The 19204-nt window shown below is 62.8% G+C and carries 18 protein-coding genes; 8 read left to right on the forward strand and 10 right to left on the reverse strand.

Annotated features, from left to right (window positions below; genetic code table 11):
• The first annotated feature begins 37 nt into the window (after positions 1-37).
• From modA to ACTJI4_RS08855, 6 genes are read left to right on the forward strand one after another with little or no spacing between them, the layout of a single operon-like run.
• The gene (modA, locus tag ACTJI4_RS08830) at positions 38-778 is read left to right on the forward strand and encodes a molybdate ABC transporter substrate-binding protein (protein ID WP_440869074.1); all 741 of its coding nucleotides are present in this window, start codon (positions 38-40) and stop codon (positions 776-778) included.
• Positions 779-781: 3 nt separating this feature from the next.
• Positions 782-1465 carry a molybdate ABC transporter permease subunit gene (gene modB, locus ACTJI4_RS08835; protein ID WP_392917460.1) on the forward strand — a complete coding sequence of 228 codons (684 nt, stop codon included), beginning with the start codon at positions 782-784 and terminating at the stop codon, positions 1463-1465.
• The gene (locus ACTJI4_RS08840) at positions 1455-2123 is read left to right on the forward strand and encodes a sulfate/molybdate ABC transporter ATP-binding protein (protein ID WP_392917463.1); all 669 of its coding nucleotides are present in this window, start codon (positions 1455-1457) and stop codon (positions 2121-2123) included. The genes modB and ACTJI4_RS08840 overlap by 11 nt, the downstream gene beginning before the upstream one ends.
• 57 nt (positions 2124-2180) lie before the next feature.
• The gene (locus ACTJI4_RS08845) at positions 2181-2459 is read left to right on the forward strand and encodes a hypothetical protein (protein WP_440869075.1); all 279 of its coding nucleotides are present in this window, start codon (positions 2181-2183) and stop codon (positions 2457-2459) included.
• Positions 2456-2629 (forward strand): hypothetical protein, encoded by a 174-nt coding sequence (locus ACTJI4_RS08850; RefSeq protein ID WP_440869076.1) that lies wholly within the window; start codon positions 2456-2458, stop codon positions 2627-2629. Before ACTJI4_RS08845 ends, ACTJI4_RS08850 begins: the two co-directional genes overlap by 4 nt.
• A 42-nt stretch (positions 2630-2671) precedes the next feature.
• Complete coding sequence (locus tag ACTJI4_RS08855; RefSeq protein ID WP_440869077.1) at positions 2672-3448, forward strand: CHAD domain-containing protein; 777 nt, start codon at positions 2672-2674, stop codon at positions 3446-3448.
• Here the strand turns inward: ACTJI4_RS08855 and ACTJI4_RS08860 are convergent.
• From ACTJI4_RS08860 to ACTJI4_RS08885, 6 genes are all read right to left on the reverse strand, one after another.
• The gene (locus ACTJI4_RS08860) at positions 3438-3956 is read right to left on the reverse strand and encodes a hypothetical protein (protein ID WP_440869078.1); all 519 of its coding nucleotides are present in this window, start codon (positions 3954-3956) and stop codon (positions 3438-3440) included. The genes ACTJI4_RS08855 and ACTJI4_RS08860 overlap by 11 nt on opposite strands.
• A gap of 438 nt (positions 3957-4394) precedes the next feature.
• Positions 4395-6209 (reverse strand): ATP-dependent nuclease, encoded by a 1815-nt coding sequence (locus ACTJI4_RS08865; RefSeq protein WP_440869079.1) that lies wholly within the window; start codon positions 6207-6209, stop codon positions 4395-4397.
• Positions 6210-6520: 311 nt separating this feature from the next.
• Positions 6521-7375, reverse strand: a complete 855-nt coding sequence (locus ACTJI4_RS08870; protein ID WP_440869080.1) for a hypothetical protein — start codon at positions 7373-7375, stop codon at positions 6521-6523.
• 246 nt (positions 7376-7621) lie between these two features.
• A complete protein-coding gene (locus tag ACTJI4_RS08875) occupies positions 7622-8650 on the reverse strand; it encodes a restriction endonuclease (RefSeq protein WP_440869081.1) in 1029 nt (342 codons plus the stop codon).
• A gap of 840 nt (positions 8651-9490) precedes the next feature.
• Positions 9491-10102, reverse strand: a complete 612-nt coding sequence (locus tag ACTJI4_RS08880) for a hypothetical protein (RefSeq protein WP_440869082.1) — start codon at positions 10100-10102, stop codon at positions 9491-9493.
• 68 nt (positions 10103-10170) lie between these two features.
• Positions 10171-10722 (reverse strand): hypothetical protein, encoded by a 552-nt coding sequence (locus ACTJI4_RS08885; RefSeq protein ID WP_440869083.1) that lies wholly within the window; start codon positions 10720-10722, stop codon positions 10171-10173.
• A gap of 371 nt (positions 10723-11093) precedes the next feature.
• Here ACTJI4_RS08885 and ACTJI4_RS08890 point away from each other — a divergent pair, with 371 nt between their 5' ends.
• On the forward strand, positions 11094-11384 hold the full coding sequence (locus ACTJI4_RS08890) for a DUF6916 family protein (RefSeq protein WP_440869084.1): 291 nt from the start codon (positions 11094-11096) through the stop codon (positions 11382-11384).
• Here the strand turns inward: ACTJI4_RS08890 and ACTJI4_RS08895 are convergent.
• Genes ACTJI4_RS08895 through ACTJI4_RS08910 form a run of 4 tightly spaced genes read right to left on the reverse strand, consistent with a single transcriptional unit; the run spans position 11377 to position 13572 of the window.
• Complete coding sequence (locus ACTJI4_RS08895) at positions 11377-11919, reverse strand: GNAT family N-acetyltransferase (protein ID WP_440869085.1); 543 nt, start codon at positions 11917-11919, stop codon at positions 11377-11379. The two genes, ACTJI4_RS08890 and ACTJI4_RS08895, sit on opposite strands and share 8 nt — an antisense overlap.
• Positions 11919-12458, reverse strand: coding sequence for a phage tail protein (locus ACTJI4_RS08900; RefSeq protein WP_392923686.1), 540 nt, complete (start codon positions 12456-12458; stop codon positions 11919-11921). The genes ACTJI4_RS08895 and ACTJI4_RS08900 overlap by 1 nt, the downstream gene beginning before the upstream one ends.
• 27 nt (positions 12459-12485) lie before the next feature.
• A complete protein-coding gene (locus tag ACTJI4_RS08905) occupies positions 12486-13016 on the reverse strand; it encodes a phage tail protein (protein WP_440869086.1) in 531 nt (176 codons plus the stop codon).
• A 19-nt stretch (positions 13017-13035) separates the two neighbouring features.
• Positions 13036-13572, reverse strand: coding sequence for a phage tail protein (locus tag ACTJI4_RS08910; protein ID WP_392924244.1), 537 nt, complete (start codon positions 13570-13572; stop codon positions 13036-13038).
• A 268-nt stretch (positions 13573-13840) separates the two neighbouring features.
• Between ACTJI4_RS08910 and ACTJI4_RS08915 the strand changes: the two genes are divergently transcribed.
• Entirely contained in the window at positions 13841-19138 is a 5298-nt protein-coding gene (locus ACTJI4_RS08915; RefSeq protein WP_440869087.1) for a putative Ig domain-containing protein, read from the forward strand.
• Positions 19139-19204 lie beyond the last annotated feature (66 nt).

Below are 19204 nucleotides of genomic sequence, written 5' to 3' on the forward strand. Positions count from 1 at the left end.
GTGGCTATCATCGAGGCAACCTTTCGGGACCTGATCGATGAAACGACTGTTCTCCCTGTTGCTGATGGTGGCCGCGTTGCCGGCCACCGCCGCCGAACTGACCGTGTCGGCCGCATCCAGCCTGACCGAGAGCTTCCGTGACATCGCCAGTGCGTACGAGGCGGCGCATCCGGGCACGAAGGTCGACCTGAACTTCGCTGCTTCAGGGGTACTGCTGCAGCAGATCTCGCGCGGCGCGCCGGTGGATGTGCTGGCCACGGCCGACACCGCTACGATGGGTCAGGCAGCGAAGGGCGGGCTGCTGGAAACCGATTCGCGCCGGACCTTCGCCACCAACCGGCTGGTGGTGGTGGTGCCGCCGGGCCGCAAGGACGCCCCCAGCACGTTGGCGGCGCTGGCGGGGAAGGGCGTGCAACGGGTGGCCATCGGCAATCCGGACAGTGTGCCGGTAGGCCGCTACGCACGCACCGCACTGCAGGAAGCCGGGATGTGGGATGCGATAGCCGCCAGGACCATCACCACCCAGAACGTGCGCCAGTCGCTGGATTACGTGGCGCGCGGCGAAGTGGATGCCGGTTTCGTCTACGCCAGTGATTACCAGGCCATGCCCGGCCGGGTAGTGCGTGCCTTCGACGTGCCGTTGAGGTCGCCGATCACCTATCCGGTGTCGGTGATCAAGGGCAGTGCCCGTTCGGTGGAAGCGCGCCGCTTCGTGGCGTTCGTGGTGTCGCCGCAGGGCCAGGCGATCCTGCGCGGGCACGGTTTCGGCGCGCCCTGATCGATGGCGCTGGACTGGTCCGCGCTCTGGTTGTCGCTGAAGGTGGCCGGCTGGGCCACGGCGATCAACCTGGTGCTGGGCGTAGCGCTGGGGGCACTGCTGGCGCGGCGCCGGTTTCCCGGGCGTGAGCTGCTGGACACGCTGCTGACCTTGCCGATGGTGCTGCCCCCGACGGTGCTGGGCTATTACCTGCTGGTGGTGATCGGGCGCAACGGTCCGCTTGGCGCATGGTTGCAGTCCAGCTTCGGCATCAACCTGGTGTTTACCTGGCAGGCGGCGGTCATCGCCGCTGCCGTTGCCTCGCTGCCGCTGGTGTTCAAGCCGGCACGCGCAGCGTTCGAGGACGTGGACGGGCAGCTGGAGCAGGCCGCGCGCACGCTCGGTGTCTCCGAGTTCGCACTGTTCCTGCGGGTCAGCCTGCCGCTGGCCTGGCGCGGCATCCTGGCGGGGCTGCTGCTGGCGTTCGCGCGGTCGATGGGCGAGTTCGGTGCCACCTTGATGGTAGCCGGCAGCATTCCCGGGCGCACCCAGACATTGTCCATCGCGATCTACGAAGCGGTGCAGGCCGGGCATGACGACACCGCCAATGCTCTGGTGATCCTCACCTCGGTGGTGTGCATCCTCATCCTGCTGGTGGCCGCGCGGCTGGTCGGCGGGCGCCGCCGGGAGATGCGCGATGTGGCTTGAGCTGGATGTCCGCCGCACGATGCAGGCACCCGGCCAGCAGTTCACGCTGGACGTGCAGCTGCAGTGCAGCCAGCGGCAGGTGGTGCTGTTCGGCCCCTCCGGCGCCGGCAAGAGCCTGACCCTGAAGGCCATCGCCGGCCTGCTGCGACCGCACGATGGCCATGTCCGGCTGGGCGGTGCGACGCTGTTCGATGCCACGCAGGGCATTCACCTGCCACCCCAGCAGCGCCGGTTGGGTTATGTGTTCCAGGACTACGCCCTGTTCCCGCACCTGACCGTACGCCAGAACATCGCGTTCGGCCTGCGTCGCGGCTGGTTCAATCCCCGGCGCGCAGAGGCCGACCCCGAGGTGGAACGCTGGATGGCGGCACTGCGCATCGAGCACCTGGCGCAGATGCTGCCGGCCCAGCTGTCGGGCGGGCAGCGCCAGCGCACGGCCTTGGCACGGGCACTGGTGACCCGCCCGCAGGCGCTGTTGCTGGACGAGCCGTTCGCCGCGCTGGACCATGCGTTGCGCGATCACCTGCGCCTGGAACTGCAGGGTGTGCTGGACGCCACCGGCATTCCGTTGCTGCTGATCAGCCACGACCCCGTAGACGTGACGATGTTTGGGCAGCAGGTGGTGGAGCTGATCGACGGACAGGCAAAACATCGCTGAATACCGCACAAAACACCCCTGGGTACGTTCTTCCCGATCTTCGGCGACGGCAACACCGTGGTGGCGATCCTGGTGGCCTCGGCCGGCATCTGGCTGTTCCACTTCATGATCCTGCGCGGGGTGCAGCAGGCCGCGGCGATCAACAGGTTCGTCGCCATCGCCAAGGTGATCCCGATCGTGGTGTTCCTGGTGATCATGGCCTTTGCCATGAAGATGCACGTGTTCCAGTTCAACTTCTACGGCGGCGACCTCGAAGGCGGCATCTTCGAGCAGGTCCGCGCGACCATGCTGGTCACGGCATTCGTGTTCCTCGGCATCGGGAGACCTTCCATGTGACTGCCTGGCAGCCGGAAGGAAAGCCGGCCTTTGTCTTCGTGGTGGCACTGAAGGATCGTCACTGGATCCAGCCCGATGTGGCCGAGGCGGCCGACTTCGATCAGGTCCTGAGCAACGCCCTGGCCTTTGTGGAGCGGTGGCTGGACGGCGAGGCGGAGCAGGGCGGGTGACATCCGATACACTCCGCCCATCGACCTGGCACGGGGTGTTCGATGTCGAAAGATGCACCGGGACAGGCGGCCAGAGAGCTGCTGAGGCGGGATGGCCTGGCAGTGCTCGAGGTGCTAGCCGCCACCTTGAACCGGCACGATGCCATCCACGCGGCGCGGAAAGCGATCCGACGCATGCGCGCCCTGCTGGCGCTGCTGGACGAAGACGATTTCCGCCTCGCGCGCGACGACCTGGCGCTGCGTCGCCTTGGCAAGGGGTTGTCGTACATGCGCGATGCCCACGTCGTGGTCGAAACGGCGGCCCGGCTGCAGACGTTGGATGGCACTGTCGAATGGCGCGCGATCCTGGCTGCACTGGTGGCGCGCCGCGAACGTATTCTGCAACGTGCACTGGGCGGTGATCCGGAATTCGCCCGTCGACGCGCAGTGGTCGAACAGGTGATGTCACACATGCAGCAGCAGCCGTGGGAGCGGCTGCGTCGGCCGGGTGTTCGGGCGGCGCTGGCGCGCAGCGAACGCCGGGTAGTCAAGGCAGCCGCGCGTGCAGCGGATGACGGCGACGATGAAGCCGTGCATCGCTGGCGGCGTCGCGCGCGGCGACTGCGCATGCAGCTTGATGCCGCCCATGTGCTCGGCACCCTGCATGGGCATGTACATGGCGATGGTGCTGTCGCCCGCAAGGCGAAGGCACTGCACAAGGTCAGCGACAGGCTGGGCTGGATGCAGGATCTTCGGTTGCTGCGCAACCTGCCGGCGGACATCCACAAAGCGACTGCGCTGGAGCAGATCGACGCCGAGCTGGCGGCAGTCAAGCTCTGAACGGCAGGGAAGTTGCGCCCCTCAACCTGTCATTGGAATTGGGTGCGTCTTTACGGCGCGCACTACGGCTCATCATGCGGGTGCTGCGATCACGGATGTAGCGATGTCGGCGTGCGCGGTCCCGGGCTGGGAACTGGCGAAGTTGGTGAATGTACTCCTCGAACTTGAGGAAGTCCGTGTCCATGGACTCGGCGGTGTCCTTGCGTGCATGGCGTATCCAGCGCCAATCACGTTTGAACGACAGGGCCATGCCGATGGCAAACCCCAGGCACTCAACGCCCAGTCCGACGATTGCAGCGTATAGATTGAACGGCTCTGGGAGCAGCGACCCCAGCAGGATGCCGGCCAATGCGCCAGCGACGCCAGTGGCCGTGGCGATGCGCTCAATCTTTCCGGCTTGCTTGCCGCGGGTCCTGGCGGAGAACTCGTCCATCAGGCCATCCATCATGACGAAGGTCAGCTCAGGCGGGTCCTGGGTGCGTTGGTCAGAGTGAATTCTGTCGCTCATGCGGGCATCCTTGCAGGCAGATTTCAAAGAATACGCGATGGGTGGCGGGACTGATGCCGGTGGTCGGCGGCGTATTTGTGTGACGCGTCACGGCGCCAGCGTTACCGCCGTGCATCAGGGGCTTTGCATCCGGCCACACGGGATTGATCGAGCTGCGTTTCGGTATGTTGAGCAGCCTCAGCTCTGCGGCGACGGTGGCCAGATCTGGCTGGGGAGGCCTGCCAGACAGAGTCAGAAATGAAGCTGGCTGGGACTCAGGCCAAGGGTGCGGTTGGGAGGGTCCCAGAGCTGGCCGGGCGGCGCGGACTGGTTCCTTGCCGATTGGCGGTGGGTACAGCTGTATTTTACATAATATACATTATGCGAAAAGAACTATGATTCTCCCAGCGCTTCAAAACCGAGCCCCAGGGCTCGGCCGAGCGCAAGATCACCTACTCCTTAAATCTTAACGCCGCCGTCGGCGACAGGCTCGAATTTCGCCACTGCGTTCGCCAACACCGCCTCGTCATCCCAAGCAAGTACTCCTTCAGGGCAAGCGTCGGAGTTCCTAACGAGAAAGTCTAGAAGCGCGATCACCTTCTCCCTGGCGGTGGCGTCCTCCCGGACTCTGAGCCAAGATGCATAGGGCTTCTCGCCAGATACTAGCTCTCCAAACATAGCGACCTCAAAGGTGTGCAACGAGGCGGCCAAGCGCACGTCCGATAGGGATTTTTGGGTTTCCTCGAGGATCTGGCGATTCGCAGGCCACGCGCTGTTTGCAGCAAGAACGCCGTTTTTGTTCTTGATCGTTCGCACATCAGAGTCGTGCAGCACTGCATAGCTGCACCCAAACTGATTGAGAATCTTGCACAGCGCGATGATGGTGTACTTTCCGCGTGCCCGCACGATGTGTACGCCGCGGAATCGGTCAGAAGCTCCGGCTATCACCTCTCGGAATGCCGAATACTCCGTGTCACCCTCGACCAATACGATACGACCACCGAAGAAAAATTCAGCAACGTATGGGTCGTACATGTTTAGGAGCTTCAATCGCTCCTTATCCTGTTCGCTCAACTGCGCTCGCTCAGGACGAAAGATCGTGGTCCCTGAGACAGTGCCCTCAATCGATCGCTCAACCCTTACGATGGAGGTATTGTTGCGCGATAGATCGATAAAAGCTGGCGAATGTGTAGTCACCATCACCTGCCAGGTTCGTCCAGCCGGCAGAGAGTAAAGTACATTGCATGCGTCACGAACGGCAGCAGGATGAAGGCATAGCTCTGGCTCATCCAAGAGAAGCACATGGGGCCTGTCCGTCCCCTTGGCGCCTGACTTATGGTCAGCAATGATCCGGAGAGCATTCCACATTAGCGTGCGCCTGGTTCCGCTGCCTTGGCGCTCGAGATCCGACTGATGGCCATCAGCAGGCCCCATCCGCAATTGTGGAGGCGCTTTAAAGAACGAGATGCTTTTGCTCAGATCATCTTCCGGCCGTGCGTCCAAGGTTATGCTGTACCCAGGAAACACATCCGCCATAGCCTTCGCCAGTTCCAACCGAACAGCGTCAATCGCCTGCATTGCTTCGTTTGCCACCGTTCTCTGGAGCTCGGCCACGCCCGCAAGTAGCCTTGCATATGCGCCATCCTTGCCCTCCTCTTCAGTCAGTGCCTTCACTCGTTGCTTTGTTGCCTCTTCTAACAGTCCTATGATGCTATCGGCTTGCTTCTTGGGGTCGTCGAAAGCTTCAATTCTGTGCATCTCTGGCCGGTTCGACTGCGCGACGGATGCAACTCCCCATGGCCCGTGATCCTTGTCCCATGCGCCAAGCTCAACGTTGAATCCACGCTTCTCTGGCCGTCCAGGGGCGCGCCAAATCCAGCGTTCTCTGACATGGCGATCTCCGTTTTCGCGCATTTTGACCCACTTCTCCGCAGGCGCTTTGCTATCCGCGAAAAGCACTGTCTCCAACTCGATGCTTGGCATGTCTTCTTGGGCCAGTTCGGCTCCGAGTACATAGCCACCAGGAAAGTCCTCGGCGAGAAGATCTCCCTTTGCTCCTGATTCCATCACCAGTTGGTACGCGCGCAGGATGGAACTCTTCCCGGTATTGTTCGCGCCAACCAGCACGACGATGTCATCGAGCTCAATCTCAACCGCCTGTCTCCCGATTGCTCGAAAGTTCCTGATCGTAAGCTTGTGCATTCTTGCCCGTGGCGCGATGGAGTCGTCTGCAACCGCCTTTTTCTCCGGCGCAGTCGTCTTTGCTGTTGCCATTCTCGTTCCCCTTCCCTGTGAGTGTCCGGTCTCTTAATGCGCCGACGCTGAATAAAGCGTTCTGCATCGAAGGTTCAATCCTACTGCTAAGTCGTGTAGCAAGCCTCTGAGGATGTTGCACGGGTGCGTCCCATCTAGCTAATGCGGCGCTCACAAGGCTGCAGATGAACGCTACACGACGACGTTCGCGGAATGATTAGTGGCAGTGAAAGCGGTGAAGGATGGCCTTGTGCTGCTCATCTTCGATGGCACTTCCAAGGCTCCGCGACTGATGTTGGAAAACTGTCAATATGCCGCCGTAGTAAGGCGCTTCAGCCTTTGCCCCTGAACCCAGCAAGCCAGCTCTCGTACTTTTCTCTGGGCGGCATCAAGCCAGATCCCCGGGGGTTAGAGAAATCAACGGTACTCACCTCTGGGACTACCTTGGCAAGCTTGACGAGACGGTTCCTAACACGGGATGCATGTGCCTGAACCTCATCCGCCAACTCTGCACCAAAGAACGCGACGTCATCGGTGTATTCCGTGATCGCGACCATTGAGTCGTGGTATAGAGAATCGGTATCCCCATCTCTTCGCTTGAGGCCGAAGTAGTCCTGCATCGTTACCTCTTGCGTAACACTTCGAGCCTTGAATGACTCAATCTGTTTCGATCGAATGTCTATGGCGTGCCCCATCTCTGTAAGCGACTGTTCTACCATTGCCACCAAAGCAAGCGCCCTGCCCGGCATGAGCTGGGCGGAATACGCAATGTTCTTGAGTGCGTCGATTGGGACCGTGAGTGCCGTGATGTAGACCATCTCAGCCTTGAATGCCGTTGAAGTCGGCGGCCTGCCCCCTTCTAGGATAGTCGCGTTCACGGATTCAGCGGTCTTTCTTTCCTGAAAGTATCTTTCCGAAAGAGGTGCAATATGCTGCTTCTTCATAGCCAACGCTTGGTTGGATATCGTTGCTGCCAGGACGACCAGCGCATTTGCTTGCCGCAGGGCATCGAGCAGTTCTTTTCGTCGCGCGGAACGCTCGGTCACCCTCTGAGCACCCCATACGCCCAGTCCGGCGCCTGCCAAGGCCGAGAGGAAGGCGCTGATGAAGGCGGAGTTCAGAAACGCGCGCACTTCCTCCCAGGCCCTTACGAGAATGGGGTCAGGATCGATAAAGGGGATGGTCACTGTCTAGCTCCATGGTCATTCCGACCCACTTGCCAGGATCGGGCGCTTGATTATCGGGTGACTATTGCATACAGCAAATTCAATGCGATTGGTTCCCTTCCGTAATGCTGGGGGAGGAGCAGGATACTCATCTCAAGTAGAATTCATATAGTCGGCTCGGCTCGGCCCGGGCGGGAAAAGTAGGTCCGAGTCATCTGCAGGTATGCCTTCTGTCCATCGGGCCATTACTATCGCTTGCTGACGGACTTACCTCGGTAGTTTCAAAAGGAAATTGTCCGCGAGCTCAAATAGGCAGTCGGTCGGATCTTCGCCCCGCTCTTTCATGTGGAGCATCTCGCAAACCTTCTGATCGTCAACGATAAGCATTAGCTTGCCGTGCTCTCGCATGGCTCCCTGAGTCATTGCGACCGCGTTAGCGTCGGCCCCGACTCTAGTCATGATGATTGCCACTCGGCGGAGACCGCGTTCCAGCAGATACTTCTCGGTTGTAAGGATCTGCCCCTGTTTTATTGTCCCTGAGTAGTTCTTGAACTCAAAGAGTATGTAACGACTATCGAGGTGATCAATGACGAACTTCCAGAATTCGGTGGTCGGCCTGACGCGGCAGACATAGTCATAACGGTTTAGGCCATCATCAGTCCGCTTTTGAGAGTGCCATCCATGGAGATCATTTGGGAAAAGATACTTCAGTATCTCTTCGCAGGTTCTTTCATATTGGGCCCAGGTCGATCTCCCCTTTTTTATTCCTTTCAACTCAGTACAAAGCTCGGTACCTCTCGTGTCGATCTTTCTCGGCAAAGCATCAGTGATTCGCTTGCTCCGTGATTCAGGTCTTAGGCGCGTTGGATCCGTTGTCAGAGGCTCATTAGGATTCGATTCGAGTAACGCATCGAGCTCTTCCATCAGGTCCGGGTGTGCCGCGCACCAGTTCCGTAGATCAACTTGGTCTACAAAGTTGATGCTGAATTTTTGTTCCAAACTGATTCGTAATTCGGAGTCTAGAAAGCATGAAACTACCAACATTCCCCTCGTTGCATTTGCTATCAACCCGTTGTTTGCGACCCGCGTTGCTGCAGCCGCAATGAGAGTCGGCTGTGCGCGTGAAGTGCGGTAGTACTTGACCTCAATGGCCCATGTTTCGTTTGGTAGGCGAGCAATGAAGTCGAATCCCAGATCGCCACGGGGTGAGTGTAAATGCACGTCAAAGTTGTTCGCCTGCAAAATTCGACGAACAAGATCTTCAAACTGTCTCCAAGTTGCCGCTGGTTCCTTCATGGATAGCTCCTATTCAGGTGGCCGGACGCAGGGGTCTGTTGCAGGTTTGATTTAGATTTCACCGCGAGGTGTACTCGTCGCCTCATACGACTCGATGATAAGGCGTATTCTACCCATTGAACTGGCCGGCCAGGGTTGCTCCACGCAATGTCTAACTCCAGCTGACATCGACCACGAGGTAGCGCCCGATCGAGGTCGGTACATTCTGTATAGACTGATTTTCGGTATGGCACATGTTCAACACTGAGGTTCGCCATTTTGAGGACGTCAGCTTCCTGGCCCACCGACGTTAGATCGTCTGCTGCAAAGCGCTACATTCCGCCCCACCGGCTATTGCACCCTGCACCGTTGCCAGCCGCCGGAAGCTGACGAAACCTGCACCCATCCGTTAGAAAGCTTCCGCATCGCCTGCCCGCCTATACAGGCGCGCCCTGTTCGGGCCGCCTCATCAGATCCGAGTGCAGGTAGAGATATGACGTCGTCAGACGGTCCGGGGCGACCTACACGCCGGGCTTCATCTTGCAGTGTTCGAGCTTCGATCCTGTCGCAGTAAGGCTTCACGCCCGGGTGCGGGTGGTTCGGCCACCGGTACTGCTGGCAGTTGTACGGCGTGGTCGTCTTCGCCATTGAGTTGTGCGCCGCCCTCTTGGCAGCGGGCTGTGGTCGGGGTGCATGACCCGTAGCCGTGTGAATCTGTGCAGCCGCAGTCGACGACATCAACAACCCAGCCGTGAGCACCAGCAAACTAACGTCCATGTTGCCTCCTCGCTTCTCCCGTACCGATTCTCCACGGATTTGGGCGACGCTCCTATAGGGTGTTCCCCGACACGTATAAATGCACTAGCAGTTGGTTTTCCAGGACGACGTGATCGCCTTGAACCGGGCGGAGCTCGAGCGCCAGCGCATTTCCTTGTACTGCTCCCGCACCAGGCCCGATTCGCCTGTCGGTCGAATATGGGTCAGCAGATTCGCTCGCTTGCCGATCAATCCCGGCTGCAGGGGCACGACACGCCACGCTTCCCCTCCGACCGAGATGTACTGCACGTATGGCGAGACCGGGCGGCCCATGTCGTACCAGGTGTCACAGAAGAGGTAAGTGGCCACGACCGTCCACGTCGATGAAGCCGGGTCGTAGTCCATGACGACAGGAATCAGGTGTGATCGCCATACGGGCGGCTTGGCAGCCCCGTCCACCTGCCCGATCCGCAGGGTGGTCTCCCTGGGTATCCAGCCGGTGGCACGCATGGCGATATCGCGGGTGAGGGTTCCCTTCGCAGTGCGTTTGACCACGATCAACCGGCCGTCGGACAGCCGCACTTCCTCTTTCCACGACTCACTCATGCGGCTGCAGCCGACCATCGTCAGCACCAGCGTGCAAAGCAGGATCAGGCGCAAAGCGTAGACCAAGGCGTTGGTCGCCCCTGCAAACTTCATGCTGAAGTCTCCCTTCATCGTCAGAGATCCGTCATCTGGCCATTGCGGGCTGCGAGAATCGCGGTCAGGACCTGGGGTTGCGCGACCTAGAACTCCACTTCCTTGCTGGCAGGCTGGAGCACTTGCTGCCCCTCATCGTTGCCGATGCTGAGGAACCCGATTCCGCCCGACAGCCCTTGTGCTCGCATGGGCTGCGATTGCACGACCGAAGAATAATCCGCAAAGAAATCGGGCTTGCGCCATTGTGCGGAAATCGAATCGCGGCTGCCGCCCAGAGCGTTGTTCCAGGTCACCGCCTTTTCCGCACTGGGCGAGCCGAACTTGCGCTTGAGCAGCTCCATCACGCGCGGCTGCGCCTCGAACCCGGTGGTGTTGAAGCGCAAGGCGATCACACGCCCGTCGCGCAGTAGAACCAGGCCGCCTGCACCTTCCAGAGAAAAAGCGTCGCCTGCGCCCGCCCCGATCGCCATGCCGATGGGCGCAACCCACGCCGGGAACTCGTCCGTGGCGAAGACCAGGTAACCGTACTCCCCTGCCCCGAACTCCGTATTCCCCACAGCCATGTTTGTCGTGCCGGGCGCGACGCACAACCCTGTTGCGGGTGGGGCGGCCTTCGGCGGTTCCGGCGGCGGGGTCATCAGCTTGTTGAACGCCCTGGCCCCTATCCCTTTGTTGCTTCTGGGGGCGGCTGGAGCGGGCAAGGATAGCTGGCAGAGGGGCAGCGCTAATGGTGCCCCTAATTTGATGCCGAATATTTCAGGTTCCGCCGCAGAGACCGGGACGGTAGATGCCATGGACAGTAGAACGACAAGCGAACTGGCTGCTGCAGTGAGACGCATAGGGCTGTAATCCATCCTGGATCCTGAGTGAGGGAAGTATATCTCCTATGGGAGGCCGGGCTCTGGCACTCGGGAAGCCGCACCTCCTCCTGTCATCTTGCGCAAGCAACCCAATGCAGCGACGATACCCAGAGCCGCGCATCCTGCGGCCTGCCCGACGGGGGACGGACATGGAACTGTTGACGCTGGAACACTTCGCCGGTTGCGTGAATGAGACGTTCGCTGCCGAGTACGACGGCATGGCGATGGAATTCGTGTTGGTGGAAGCCCGCCCCCTGCCGTCGCCGCACCCCGGCGCGGCGCGTGCACCGTTCTCGCTGCTGTTCCGCAACGCCGCACCGATTGTATTTCCGCAGAAGATCTACCCTCTGCGCCACGGGCGGGTGGGTGAAGTCGGCATCTTCCTGGTCCCTGTCGCGCAGGAGCGCGCCGGTTTCCTCTACCAGGCCGTCTTCAACTAGGTTGCCAGCGCAGCGGCAGGTACAGGCCATCTGCCGACTCGCCGTTTTCCACGAAGCCCAGCCGCGCATACAGACGCTGCGCGGCCATGTTGTGGACCATCACATGCAGCGCCAGCCCACGCCCCCGCCCACCCGATGCCTGCTGCTGGCGCTGGATCAGCGCGCTTCCGATGCCCTTTCCCCGCCATGATGGGAACAGGCTTATATCTACAAGAAGGTCGTCCGCACCGCTCTCATCGACGTAGATGCGTCCCACGGCCTCGCCGTTGCACTCGATGGCAAGATAATGCGCGTGGGGGTACTGGGCGAGATAGTGCTGGTGCTGAGCGTTGAACTGCTGTGCCAGGAACTGCTGTTTGACATCGGCGGGCCATGGCACGGCCTGCAGTTCCTGCTCACGGGTGCTGGCGTACAACGCCGCCAACCACGCCAGATCGTCGCCGCCGAGCGCGCGGCAGCGCCACGGTGTGTCCGACGTCGCCGCCTGCGCCGCGAAGCGCGCAGGCGGAAACGGTGCCAGGGGTGGCGAGGCCATCATCCGAAGCTGGGGTAGTCACCGGTCAGCGCGATGCAGAAGTTCACCGCCAGGTAGGGCTGCTGATTGGCATGAGGCTGGGCACCGCCGGCCGCGGGCTTGAGCATGGTCGGTGACATAGGCGCATTCGGTGGGCTGCTGCTGAACGGCTTCACCGTACTGGACCCCGGCTGGGAGAGGCCGCCGCCCTGAACCGGCGTGCTGCTGCGCTTGGTGGTGTCACCCTGCTGGAAGGCCGTTAGCACGTGCTGATGGGCGGGCATCTGCTGCTCCGTCAGGGTCACTGCGGTGACACCGAAGGCGTCGCCAGCCCTGCGCGGTGTCAGGCCCGGGCCGGTGCCCTGGCCGCATGCCGCACGCGTTACCAGATTGGGAAGCTGGAACGTGGAACTGCCATTGCCGCCGTACATCACGCCCAACAGCGAATACAAAACGGTGTTCTGTGTCACAGGCAACGTGGTGCCATTGCAGAACGCCCAGCCGTAGGGATTGTAGTCGAAGCCGAACATCTGGATCTCACCGATGAAGGGTGTGGTCATGGTCGTCTCTCTTTGCGGGCGCGTCGGTCAGGACTGCGAGGGGTAGATGCCGGACCACGCGATGCAGTACTGCACGGTCAGCGTGGGCATGCAGTTTTCGTGCGGCTGGCTGCCGCCGGCAACGGACACGGCGGTGGGTTCCATCGATACCGGGGTCGCGGTAGCCACGTCGCTGACGTAGAACGTCTCACCGCTGACCGCGCCCGGTAATGACGTGGCGCCCGGGGTATCCAGGGATGCGGAGACGCTGGTGGCAACCAGAACGTGCGTGTGGCTGGGCATCTGAGCTGCGGTCAGCGTCACCGTCTCGCTGCCGCCGCGCTGCCCAAGCGGGCGCATCGTCAGGCCAGGGCCCTGGCCCTGATGAAGCGGCACGGCACCGCGCAGGTCCGGTATGCCGAAGGTGTTCTGCCCATCGCCGCCATAGGTGGTGCCGAGCAGGGTATACAGGACTTCGTAATCTGCAATGGAGAGCAGCGAGCCATCGCAGGCGGCCCATCCCGTGGGTACCCGCGTAAACCCGAACATGCGAATTTCGCCGATGTAAGGTTCACTCATGTGGTTGTACTCCTGGGGCTCAGCTGCGGGAGGGGTAGATGCCGTTGAGGGCAACGCAGAAGTTCAATGCGGTATACGGCTGCATGTTGGGGTGCGGCATATTCCCACCTTCGGGTGCCACCGAACCCGGTGCCTGGGCAACTTCCGCCCCGCCCTGCGTTGCGTAGAGCTTGACCCCGCCGTTGGCGCCGGCAAAGGTGCGGCTGCTCGGGTTGCGGTTGTCGCCCGCGGCGGCCACGCCGCTCACCTGGTGCCCATGCGGCGGCAGCTGGTTGCTGAGCACTGTCACCGTTTCGTTACCGGCCATCTGCCCTGCCTGCATCGGGGGTGGCTGCCAATTTGCGTCCGCGGACGACCCAGAGCCCACCGGGGTGCGGCCGCGCAGATCCGGCAGTCCGAAGGTTTGGCTGCCGTTGCCGCCGTAGCGGGTGCCCAATAGTGAAAACAGTGCCTGGTTCTGCTGGATGGGCATGATCTGCCCGTTGCATTGCGCCCAGTTTTTGGGCGCGAAGCCGAAACCGGTCATCATGATCTGACCGACGTAGAATTCGCTCATCTGATCCCCCTTGGATGCTGAGCGGCGGCGCCGGAGTGACGCGCGCTTACTCTGAACGCCATTCAGGCTGTTCACAAGCCCCATCTGACGGCCCCTTCCTTCGCTGCGCAGACTCTGTTCCAATTGCCTCCAGGGGGGAGGCGTGGAATGCCTGCCGCTGGCAACGTCAAGGAACGACGGGAGCGAAACGCTCACGGGGCAGCCAGCAAAGGACGCGCACCTCGATGTTGTTCTGCATCAGGTGAAATCTTTCCAAGGGGGAAAGGTCATGGCGTACCTCAATGACCGCGCGCGCTTCGCGCGCGTGTTTGCAGTCTCGACGTTTCTGTTGTGCGCCGCACTGTGCTGGCCAGGTGCCGCATGGGCAGCGCACACCTCACCGGTGTGTGCGGAAAAGTTTGCCACCGTGGCCAATGGTGGTGCCGTTACGTTAGATGTCACGGACTGCGCACAGGGCGCGGCAAACTTCTTCTACGGCCCAGCGGATGGCCCTGCCTTTCCCCAGAACGGCACGGCGAACCTCCGCGTCGATGGCAACCGCTGGTTGCTCGACTACAGTCACGACGGCAGCGCCACCACCTCCGATGCATTCGAATTCACCGATGGCGAGGCCCAAGGTAACGGCGGCGCGGTGCGGGTCAACATCACCGTCACCCCGGCCAACTCCGCCATTGTGGTCGCGCCGGCGACGCTGCCGACGCTGAGTGCCGGTACTGCGTTCTCGCAGACCCTGAGCGCCAGCGGGGGCAGCGCCCCCTACACCTACGCGCTTGTCGGCGGCAGCCTGCCCCCGGGCGTCTCGCTTTCCGGCGCCACACTGAGCGGCACGCCGACGCAGCGCGGCGCCTACTCCTTCAGCGTGCGTGCCACCGACAGCACCGCTGCGACGGTCGACAAGAGCTACGGCGGCACCGTACAGAATCCCAGCCTTTCCCTGGCGCCGGGCTCTGCAACCGCGATCCAGGGCGTGCCCTTCACCCAGACGCTTGCCACCACCGGCGGCGTTGCGCCTTTCACCTACCAGCTCGAAACGGGCGCCCTGCCTGCCGGCCTCGTGCTTGGCAGCACCGGGGTGATCAGCGGCACCACGGGCAGCGCCCCAGGCAACTACGCAGTGAGCATCCGGGTTACCGACAGCAGCACCGGTGCGGGTAGCTATTTCGAGGTGGAGAATTTCACCCTGACGGTCAGTCCGGCGCCAACTGTGTCCATTGCTGTGGCGCCAGCGAGCGTGTCGGAAGATGGCGCCACAAATCTGGTCTACACGGTCACTCGTAGTCTGAATCTTTCCTCGGCCACCGTCGTCAACCTGACCACCGGCGGCACGGCAACCCCCGGCACCGATTACACCGGCGCGACCACGACACTGACCATTCCTGCCGGTGCCACCACCGCCACGCTGACCATCGACCCGGTCGCCGACGGCGTGGTTGAGGCCAACGAGACCGTCATTCTCACGGTGGGCACTGGCAGCGGCTACACCGTGGGCACCCCGTCCAGCGCCACCGGCACGATTCTCAATGATGACGTGCCAGTCGCATCGATCTCGGTGTCCCCGGCATCGGTGAACGAAGACAGCGGCACTGCGCTGGTGTACACCGTTTCGCTGGACCAGGCGCCATTGGCACCCGTCTCGATTGCGTTCACCGTGGGCGGCAGCGCCACCAGTGGCAGCGATTACGCGGCAGTGAGTTCCCCGCTGCTCATCGCTGCGGGTGCTACCAGCGGCTCCATCATGGTCATGCCGATCGCCGACGCCAACATCGAAGGCAATGAGACGGTAACGATCGCCCTGGGGTCTGGTGCCGGTTACACCCTGGGTGCGCCGACCGTGGCGACGGGCACGATCATCGACGACGATCTGCCGTCGTTGTCCATCAACGACGTCAGCGTCAACGAGGGTGACGGCGGCACCACGATCATGGCCTTCACGGTGTCACTCAGCGCGCCGGCGGGCCCGGGCGGGGTCAGCTTCGACATCGCTACCGCCGATGGCACCGCCACGGCCGGCAGTGACTATGTTGCGGCCGCGTTGAGTGGGCAGGTCATTCCTGCAGGCAGCAGCATCGCAACCTTCAGTGTGCTGGTGCTCGGCGATACGTTGAACGAGCCCAATGAAACCCTGTTCGTCAATGTCAGCAACGTCAGCGGTGCGACCGTCGCGGACGCCCAGGCTGTTGGCACCATCGTCAATGATGACCCGGTTCCGGCGTTGTCGATCAGCGATGTCTCGTTGAGCGAGGGTAATGCAGGTACCTCAGCCGCCACACTCACAGTGGCACTGTCAGCGGCCAGCGGGCAGCCCGTCACGGTCAACTACGCGACCTCGAACAACACCGCGGTATCGCCGACGGATTATGTGAGCACCAGCGGCACCCTCGTCTTTGCGCCGGGCGTCACCTCCCGTGACATCGTGGTCCAGGTCAATGGAGACACCACGCCGGAGGCCGACGAAACCTTTACCGTCAGCCTGTCCGGGGCCAGCAACGCCGTCATTGCCGGTGCGTCCGGCACCGTTACCATCCTCAATGATGACCAGCCGGTGACAGTCTCGCCGACGACGCTGCCGAACCCCGCCGTGGGCGTGGCGTACAGCCAGACGATCACCGCCAGCGGTGGCAGCGGCAGCTACACCTTTGCGTTGACTGCGGGCGGGCTGCCGCCGGGCCTTGTCGTCAGTCCGGCGGGCACATTCAGCGGTACGCCCACGGCTGGCGGCTCGTATGTCTTCACCATCACCGCCACCGATACCAGTGCGGCACCTGGCCCTTACATCGGCGCGCAGTCCTATACGCTGACGCTGGGAGCGCCTGCGCTGCAGCTGCCCGGCGGGCCGTTGCCGAATGCAACGAGGTCGCAGGCGTACACCGCTCCGGTTGACCCCGCCAGTGGTGGCACCGCGCCGTACATCTATTCGATCACCGCCGGTGCCCTGCCCCCGGGGTTGACCATGGACATCACCGGCGCCATCGCCGGCACCCCGACCGCGTTGGGAACGTTCACCTTCACCGTCACTGCGACTGACAGCTCGGGGGGTTCCGGCCCTTACAGCGTCAGTTCGAGCCGGTCGATCACCGTGGCCGACGGCCTGCCCGTGGCCGGCGACGTCAGTGCCTCGTTCGGTTACGGTGCGCCTGCTGCCCCGGTGACGTTGGCGCTCTCCGGCGGCGCGGCCACCTCCGTCGAAGTGGCCGGTGCACCGTTGCACGGCACCGCGACCGTGACCGGTCCGACGGCGATCAGCTACCAGCCGGCTGCGGGCTTTGCGGGCAATGACAGTTTCACCTACCTCGCCAGAAACGGCAGCGGCGCCTCCGCACCGGCGACGGTGAGTATCACCGTGGGCAATCCGACCATCACCGTCAGCACCGCCGGCACTCTTTCGGCGGTGGCAGGATCGGCGTACAGCCAGACCTTCAGCTGGGCCGGGGGCACTGCGCCTTACACCGGCTACCAGGTGACCAACCTGCCGGCCGGTGTTTCGATCGCCACCAGCACGGCTGACAGTGTCACCATCTCCGGTGCGCCGACCCAGGCCGGCAGCTTCACCCTGCAGGTGTCGGCCACCGACAGCAGCAGCGGCGCCGGACCCTTCACCACCACCCAGGCATTCACACTTGCCGTGGCCAGCCCCACGCTGGTGGTGAGTCCCGCGACGCTGGCTCCGGCCACCGCAGGCACGTCCTACCAGCAGGTGGTCACCACGGCCGGCGGTGTGGCTCCCTACAGCTACGCCGTGAGTGGCGCGCTGCCAAGTGGCGTGGTCTTTGATGGCGGCAGCGGCGTGCTGTCCGGCACGCCGACCCAAGCCGGCAGCTTCGCGCTCACGATCACCGTGACCGACAGTACGAGTGGAACGCCAGGCAGCGTGGTGCAGAACTACACGCTGGAGGTTGCCCGCCCTGCATTGAGGTTGACTCCGGCCGCAGGTGCCCTGCCCGCCACCACGGCAGGCAGCGCTTATCAGGTTGCCTTCAGCGCCGGGAATGGCGTTGCACCGTATTCGTTCGCCACCAGCGCCGGGGTATTGCCTGCAGGTCTGGCACTGGATGCGGCGAGTGGCCGTCTGTCAGGCACGCCGACCGCGGCCGGCACGTACAGCTTCAGCGTCACCGCTACGGACAGCACCACGGGCACCGCAAGCACGGTCACCCAGGCCTACACGGTGAGCGTGGCCGCTCCGGTGCTCACGCTGACCCCGGAAACGCTGCCGGCGGGTCTGTTCGCCAACGGCTACCAGCAGCAGCTGTCCACCACCGGCGGCACGGCACCCTACAGCTACGCGGTTACCGGCGGTGCGCTGCCCGGCGGTCTGGCGCTTGCCGGTTCCGGTGCGCTTTCCGGCACGCCGACCGTTTCCGGTGCGTTTGCCTTCACCATCACCGCCACCGATGCGCTGGGCTTCACCGGCACGCGGAATTACACCGTGCAGATCGCCCAGCGCCCCGATCCGACCCGTGACCCGGAGGTGCGTGGGCTGTTGTCGGCGCAGGCCGACACTGCCCGCCGCTTTGCCACTTCCCAGATCGAGAACATCCAGCAACGCATGCAGCGCCTGCACGGCGCCAGCCGCAACAACGGCTTCAGCAACAACGTGAGCCTGGCCTATGGTGAGCAGCGTTGCGACCCAGCGGTCGGCACCCTGCCCGGCACCCATTGCGACGCACAGCGGCGCCAGCCGTTCGACCGCGAGCCCAGCCTGGATGCACCGGCGGCTACCGCAAACGAGTCCCAGGCCCCGCTCGGGCTTTGGGTGGGCGGCAACGTGCGTAGCGGGCGCAGCAATGGGGGCGGCAGCGCAGGTCGAGACTTCAACACAGATGGCGTGACGCTGGGCAGCGACCTGCAGGTCGGGCGCGACCTCGCGCTGGGCGTGGCATTGGGATACGCCCGTGACCGCACCGACGTAGGCGAAAGCGGGAGTCGCAGCGATGGCCAGGCCTACACCCTGGCGCTGTATGCCAGCTACTCCCCGGGCGACCATCTGTTCGTGGACGCGCTGGTGGGCCACCAGCTGCTGGACTACGAGCTGCGCCGCTACGTGACCAGCGATGGCAGCCTGGTGCATGCGCTGCGCGACGGCAGCCAGTGGTTCGGTTCGCTTTCGCTGGGTGCAGACCTGGCGCGCGGCAACTGGCTGCTGACGCCCTACGCACGGCTGGATGCATCACAAGGCACCCTCGACCCGTATGCGGAAAGCGGTAACGAACTGTACGCGCTGCGCTACGGCGACCAGGATGTGGAAACCAGCACAGGCAATGCAGGCGTTCGCATTGAATTCCGCAACACGGCCGTCTGGGGTGCGTGGACACCGCAGCTGCGGGTGGAGTACCAGCACGACTTCAAGGGCAGCGGCGTGGCAACCATGCAGTACGCCGATCTGGTCGGCGTGCCGTTCTACCGCACTTCGCTGGATGGCTTCGACCGCAACCGCTGGATGCTCGGTGCCGGGTTGATGTTCGACTTCAGGCGCAACTGGGGCCTGCGGGTGGACTACCGGGGCCTGGTCGGCAGCGGCGAGGACCGCGACCACGGTGTGCAGATCAGCTTGGACAAGCAGTTGTAACAGGCCTGTTGGTAGCGTCGGGCTCTGCCCGGCGCCTCCCCCACTATTTCTTTCCGCTTTATCTCG

This window comes from Stenotrophomonas sp. 22385, from assembly GCF_052045085.1.
GTDB lineage: Bacteria > Pseudomonadota > Gammaproteobacteria > Xanthomonadales > Xanthomonadaceae > Stenotrophomonas.

Excerpts from the sequence above, each read along its gene's own strand:
- modA (WP_440869074.1), top strand. The coding sequence starts at position 38 with ATGAAACGACTGTTCTCCCTGTTGCTGATGGTGGCCGCGTTGCCGGCC.
- modB (WP_392917460.1), top strand. The coding sequence starts at position 782 with ATGGCGCTGGACTGGTCCGCGCTCTGGTTGTCGCTGAAGGTGGCCGGC.
- ACTJI4_RS08840 (WP_392917463.1), top strand. The coding sequence starts at position 1,455 with ATGTGGCTTGAGCTGGATGTCCGCCGCACGATGCAGGCACCCGGCCAG.
- ACTJI4_RS08855 (WP_440869077.1), top strand. The coding sequence starts at position 2,672 with ATGTCGAAAGATGCACCGGGACAGGCGGCCAGAGAGCTGCTGAGGCGG.
- ACTJI4_RS08860 (WP_440869078.1), bottom strand. The coding sequence starts at position 3,956 with ATGAGCGACAGAATTCACTCTGACCAACGCACCCAGGACCCGCCTGAG.
- ACTJI4_RS08865 (WP_440869079.1), bottom strand. The coding sequence starts at position 6,209 with ATGGCAACAGCAAAGACGACTGCGCCGGAGAAAAAGGCGGTTGCAGAC.
- ACTJI4_RS08875 (WP_440869081.1), bottom strand. The coding sequence starts at position 8,650 with ATGAAGGAACCAGCGGCAACTTGGAGACAGTTTGAAGATCTTGTTCGT.
- ACTJI4_RS08880 (WP_440869082.1), bottom strand. The coding sequence starts at position 10,102 with ATGAAGGGAGACTTCAGCATGAAGTTTGCAGGGGCGACCAACGCCTTG.
- ACTJI4_RS08885 (WP_440869083.1), bottom strand. The coding sequence starts at position 10,722 with ATGACCCCGCCGCCGGAACCGCCGAAGGCCGCCCCACCCGCAACAGGG.
- ACTJI4_RS08890 (WP_440869084.1), top strand. The coding sequence starts at position 11,094 with ATGGAACTGTTGACGCTGGAACACTTCGCCGGTTGCGTGAATGAGACG.
- ACTJI4_RS08895 (WP_440869085.1), bottom strand. The coding sequence starts at position 11,919 with ATGGCCTCGCCACCCCTGGCACCGTTTCCGCCTGCGCGCTTCGCGGCG.
- ACTJI4_RS08900 (WP_392923686.1), bottom strand. The coding sequence starts at position 12,458 with ATGACCACACCCTTCATCGGTGAGATCCAGATGTTCGGCTTCGACTAC.
- ACTJI4_RS08905 (WP_440869086.1), bottom strand. The coding sequence starts at position 13,016 with ATGAGTGAACCTTACATCGGCGAAATTCGCATGTTCGGGTTTACGCGG.
- ACTJI4_RS08910 (WP_392924244.1), bottom strand. The coding sequence starts at position 13,572 with ATGAGCGAATTCTACGTCGGTCAGATCATGATGACCGGTTTCGGCTTC.
- ACTJI4_RS08915 (WP_440869087.1), top strand. The coding sequence starts at position 13,841 with ATGGCGTACCTCAATGACCGCGCGCGCTTCGCGCGCGTGTTTGCAGTC.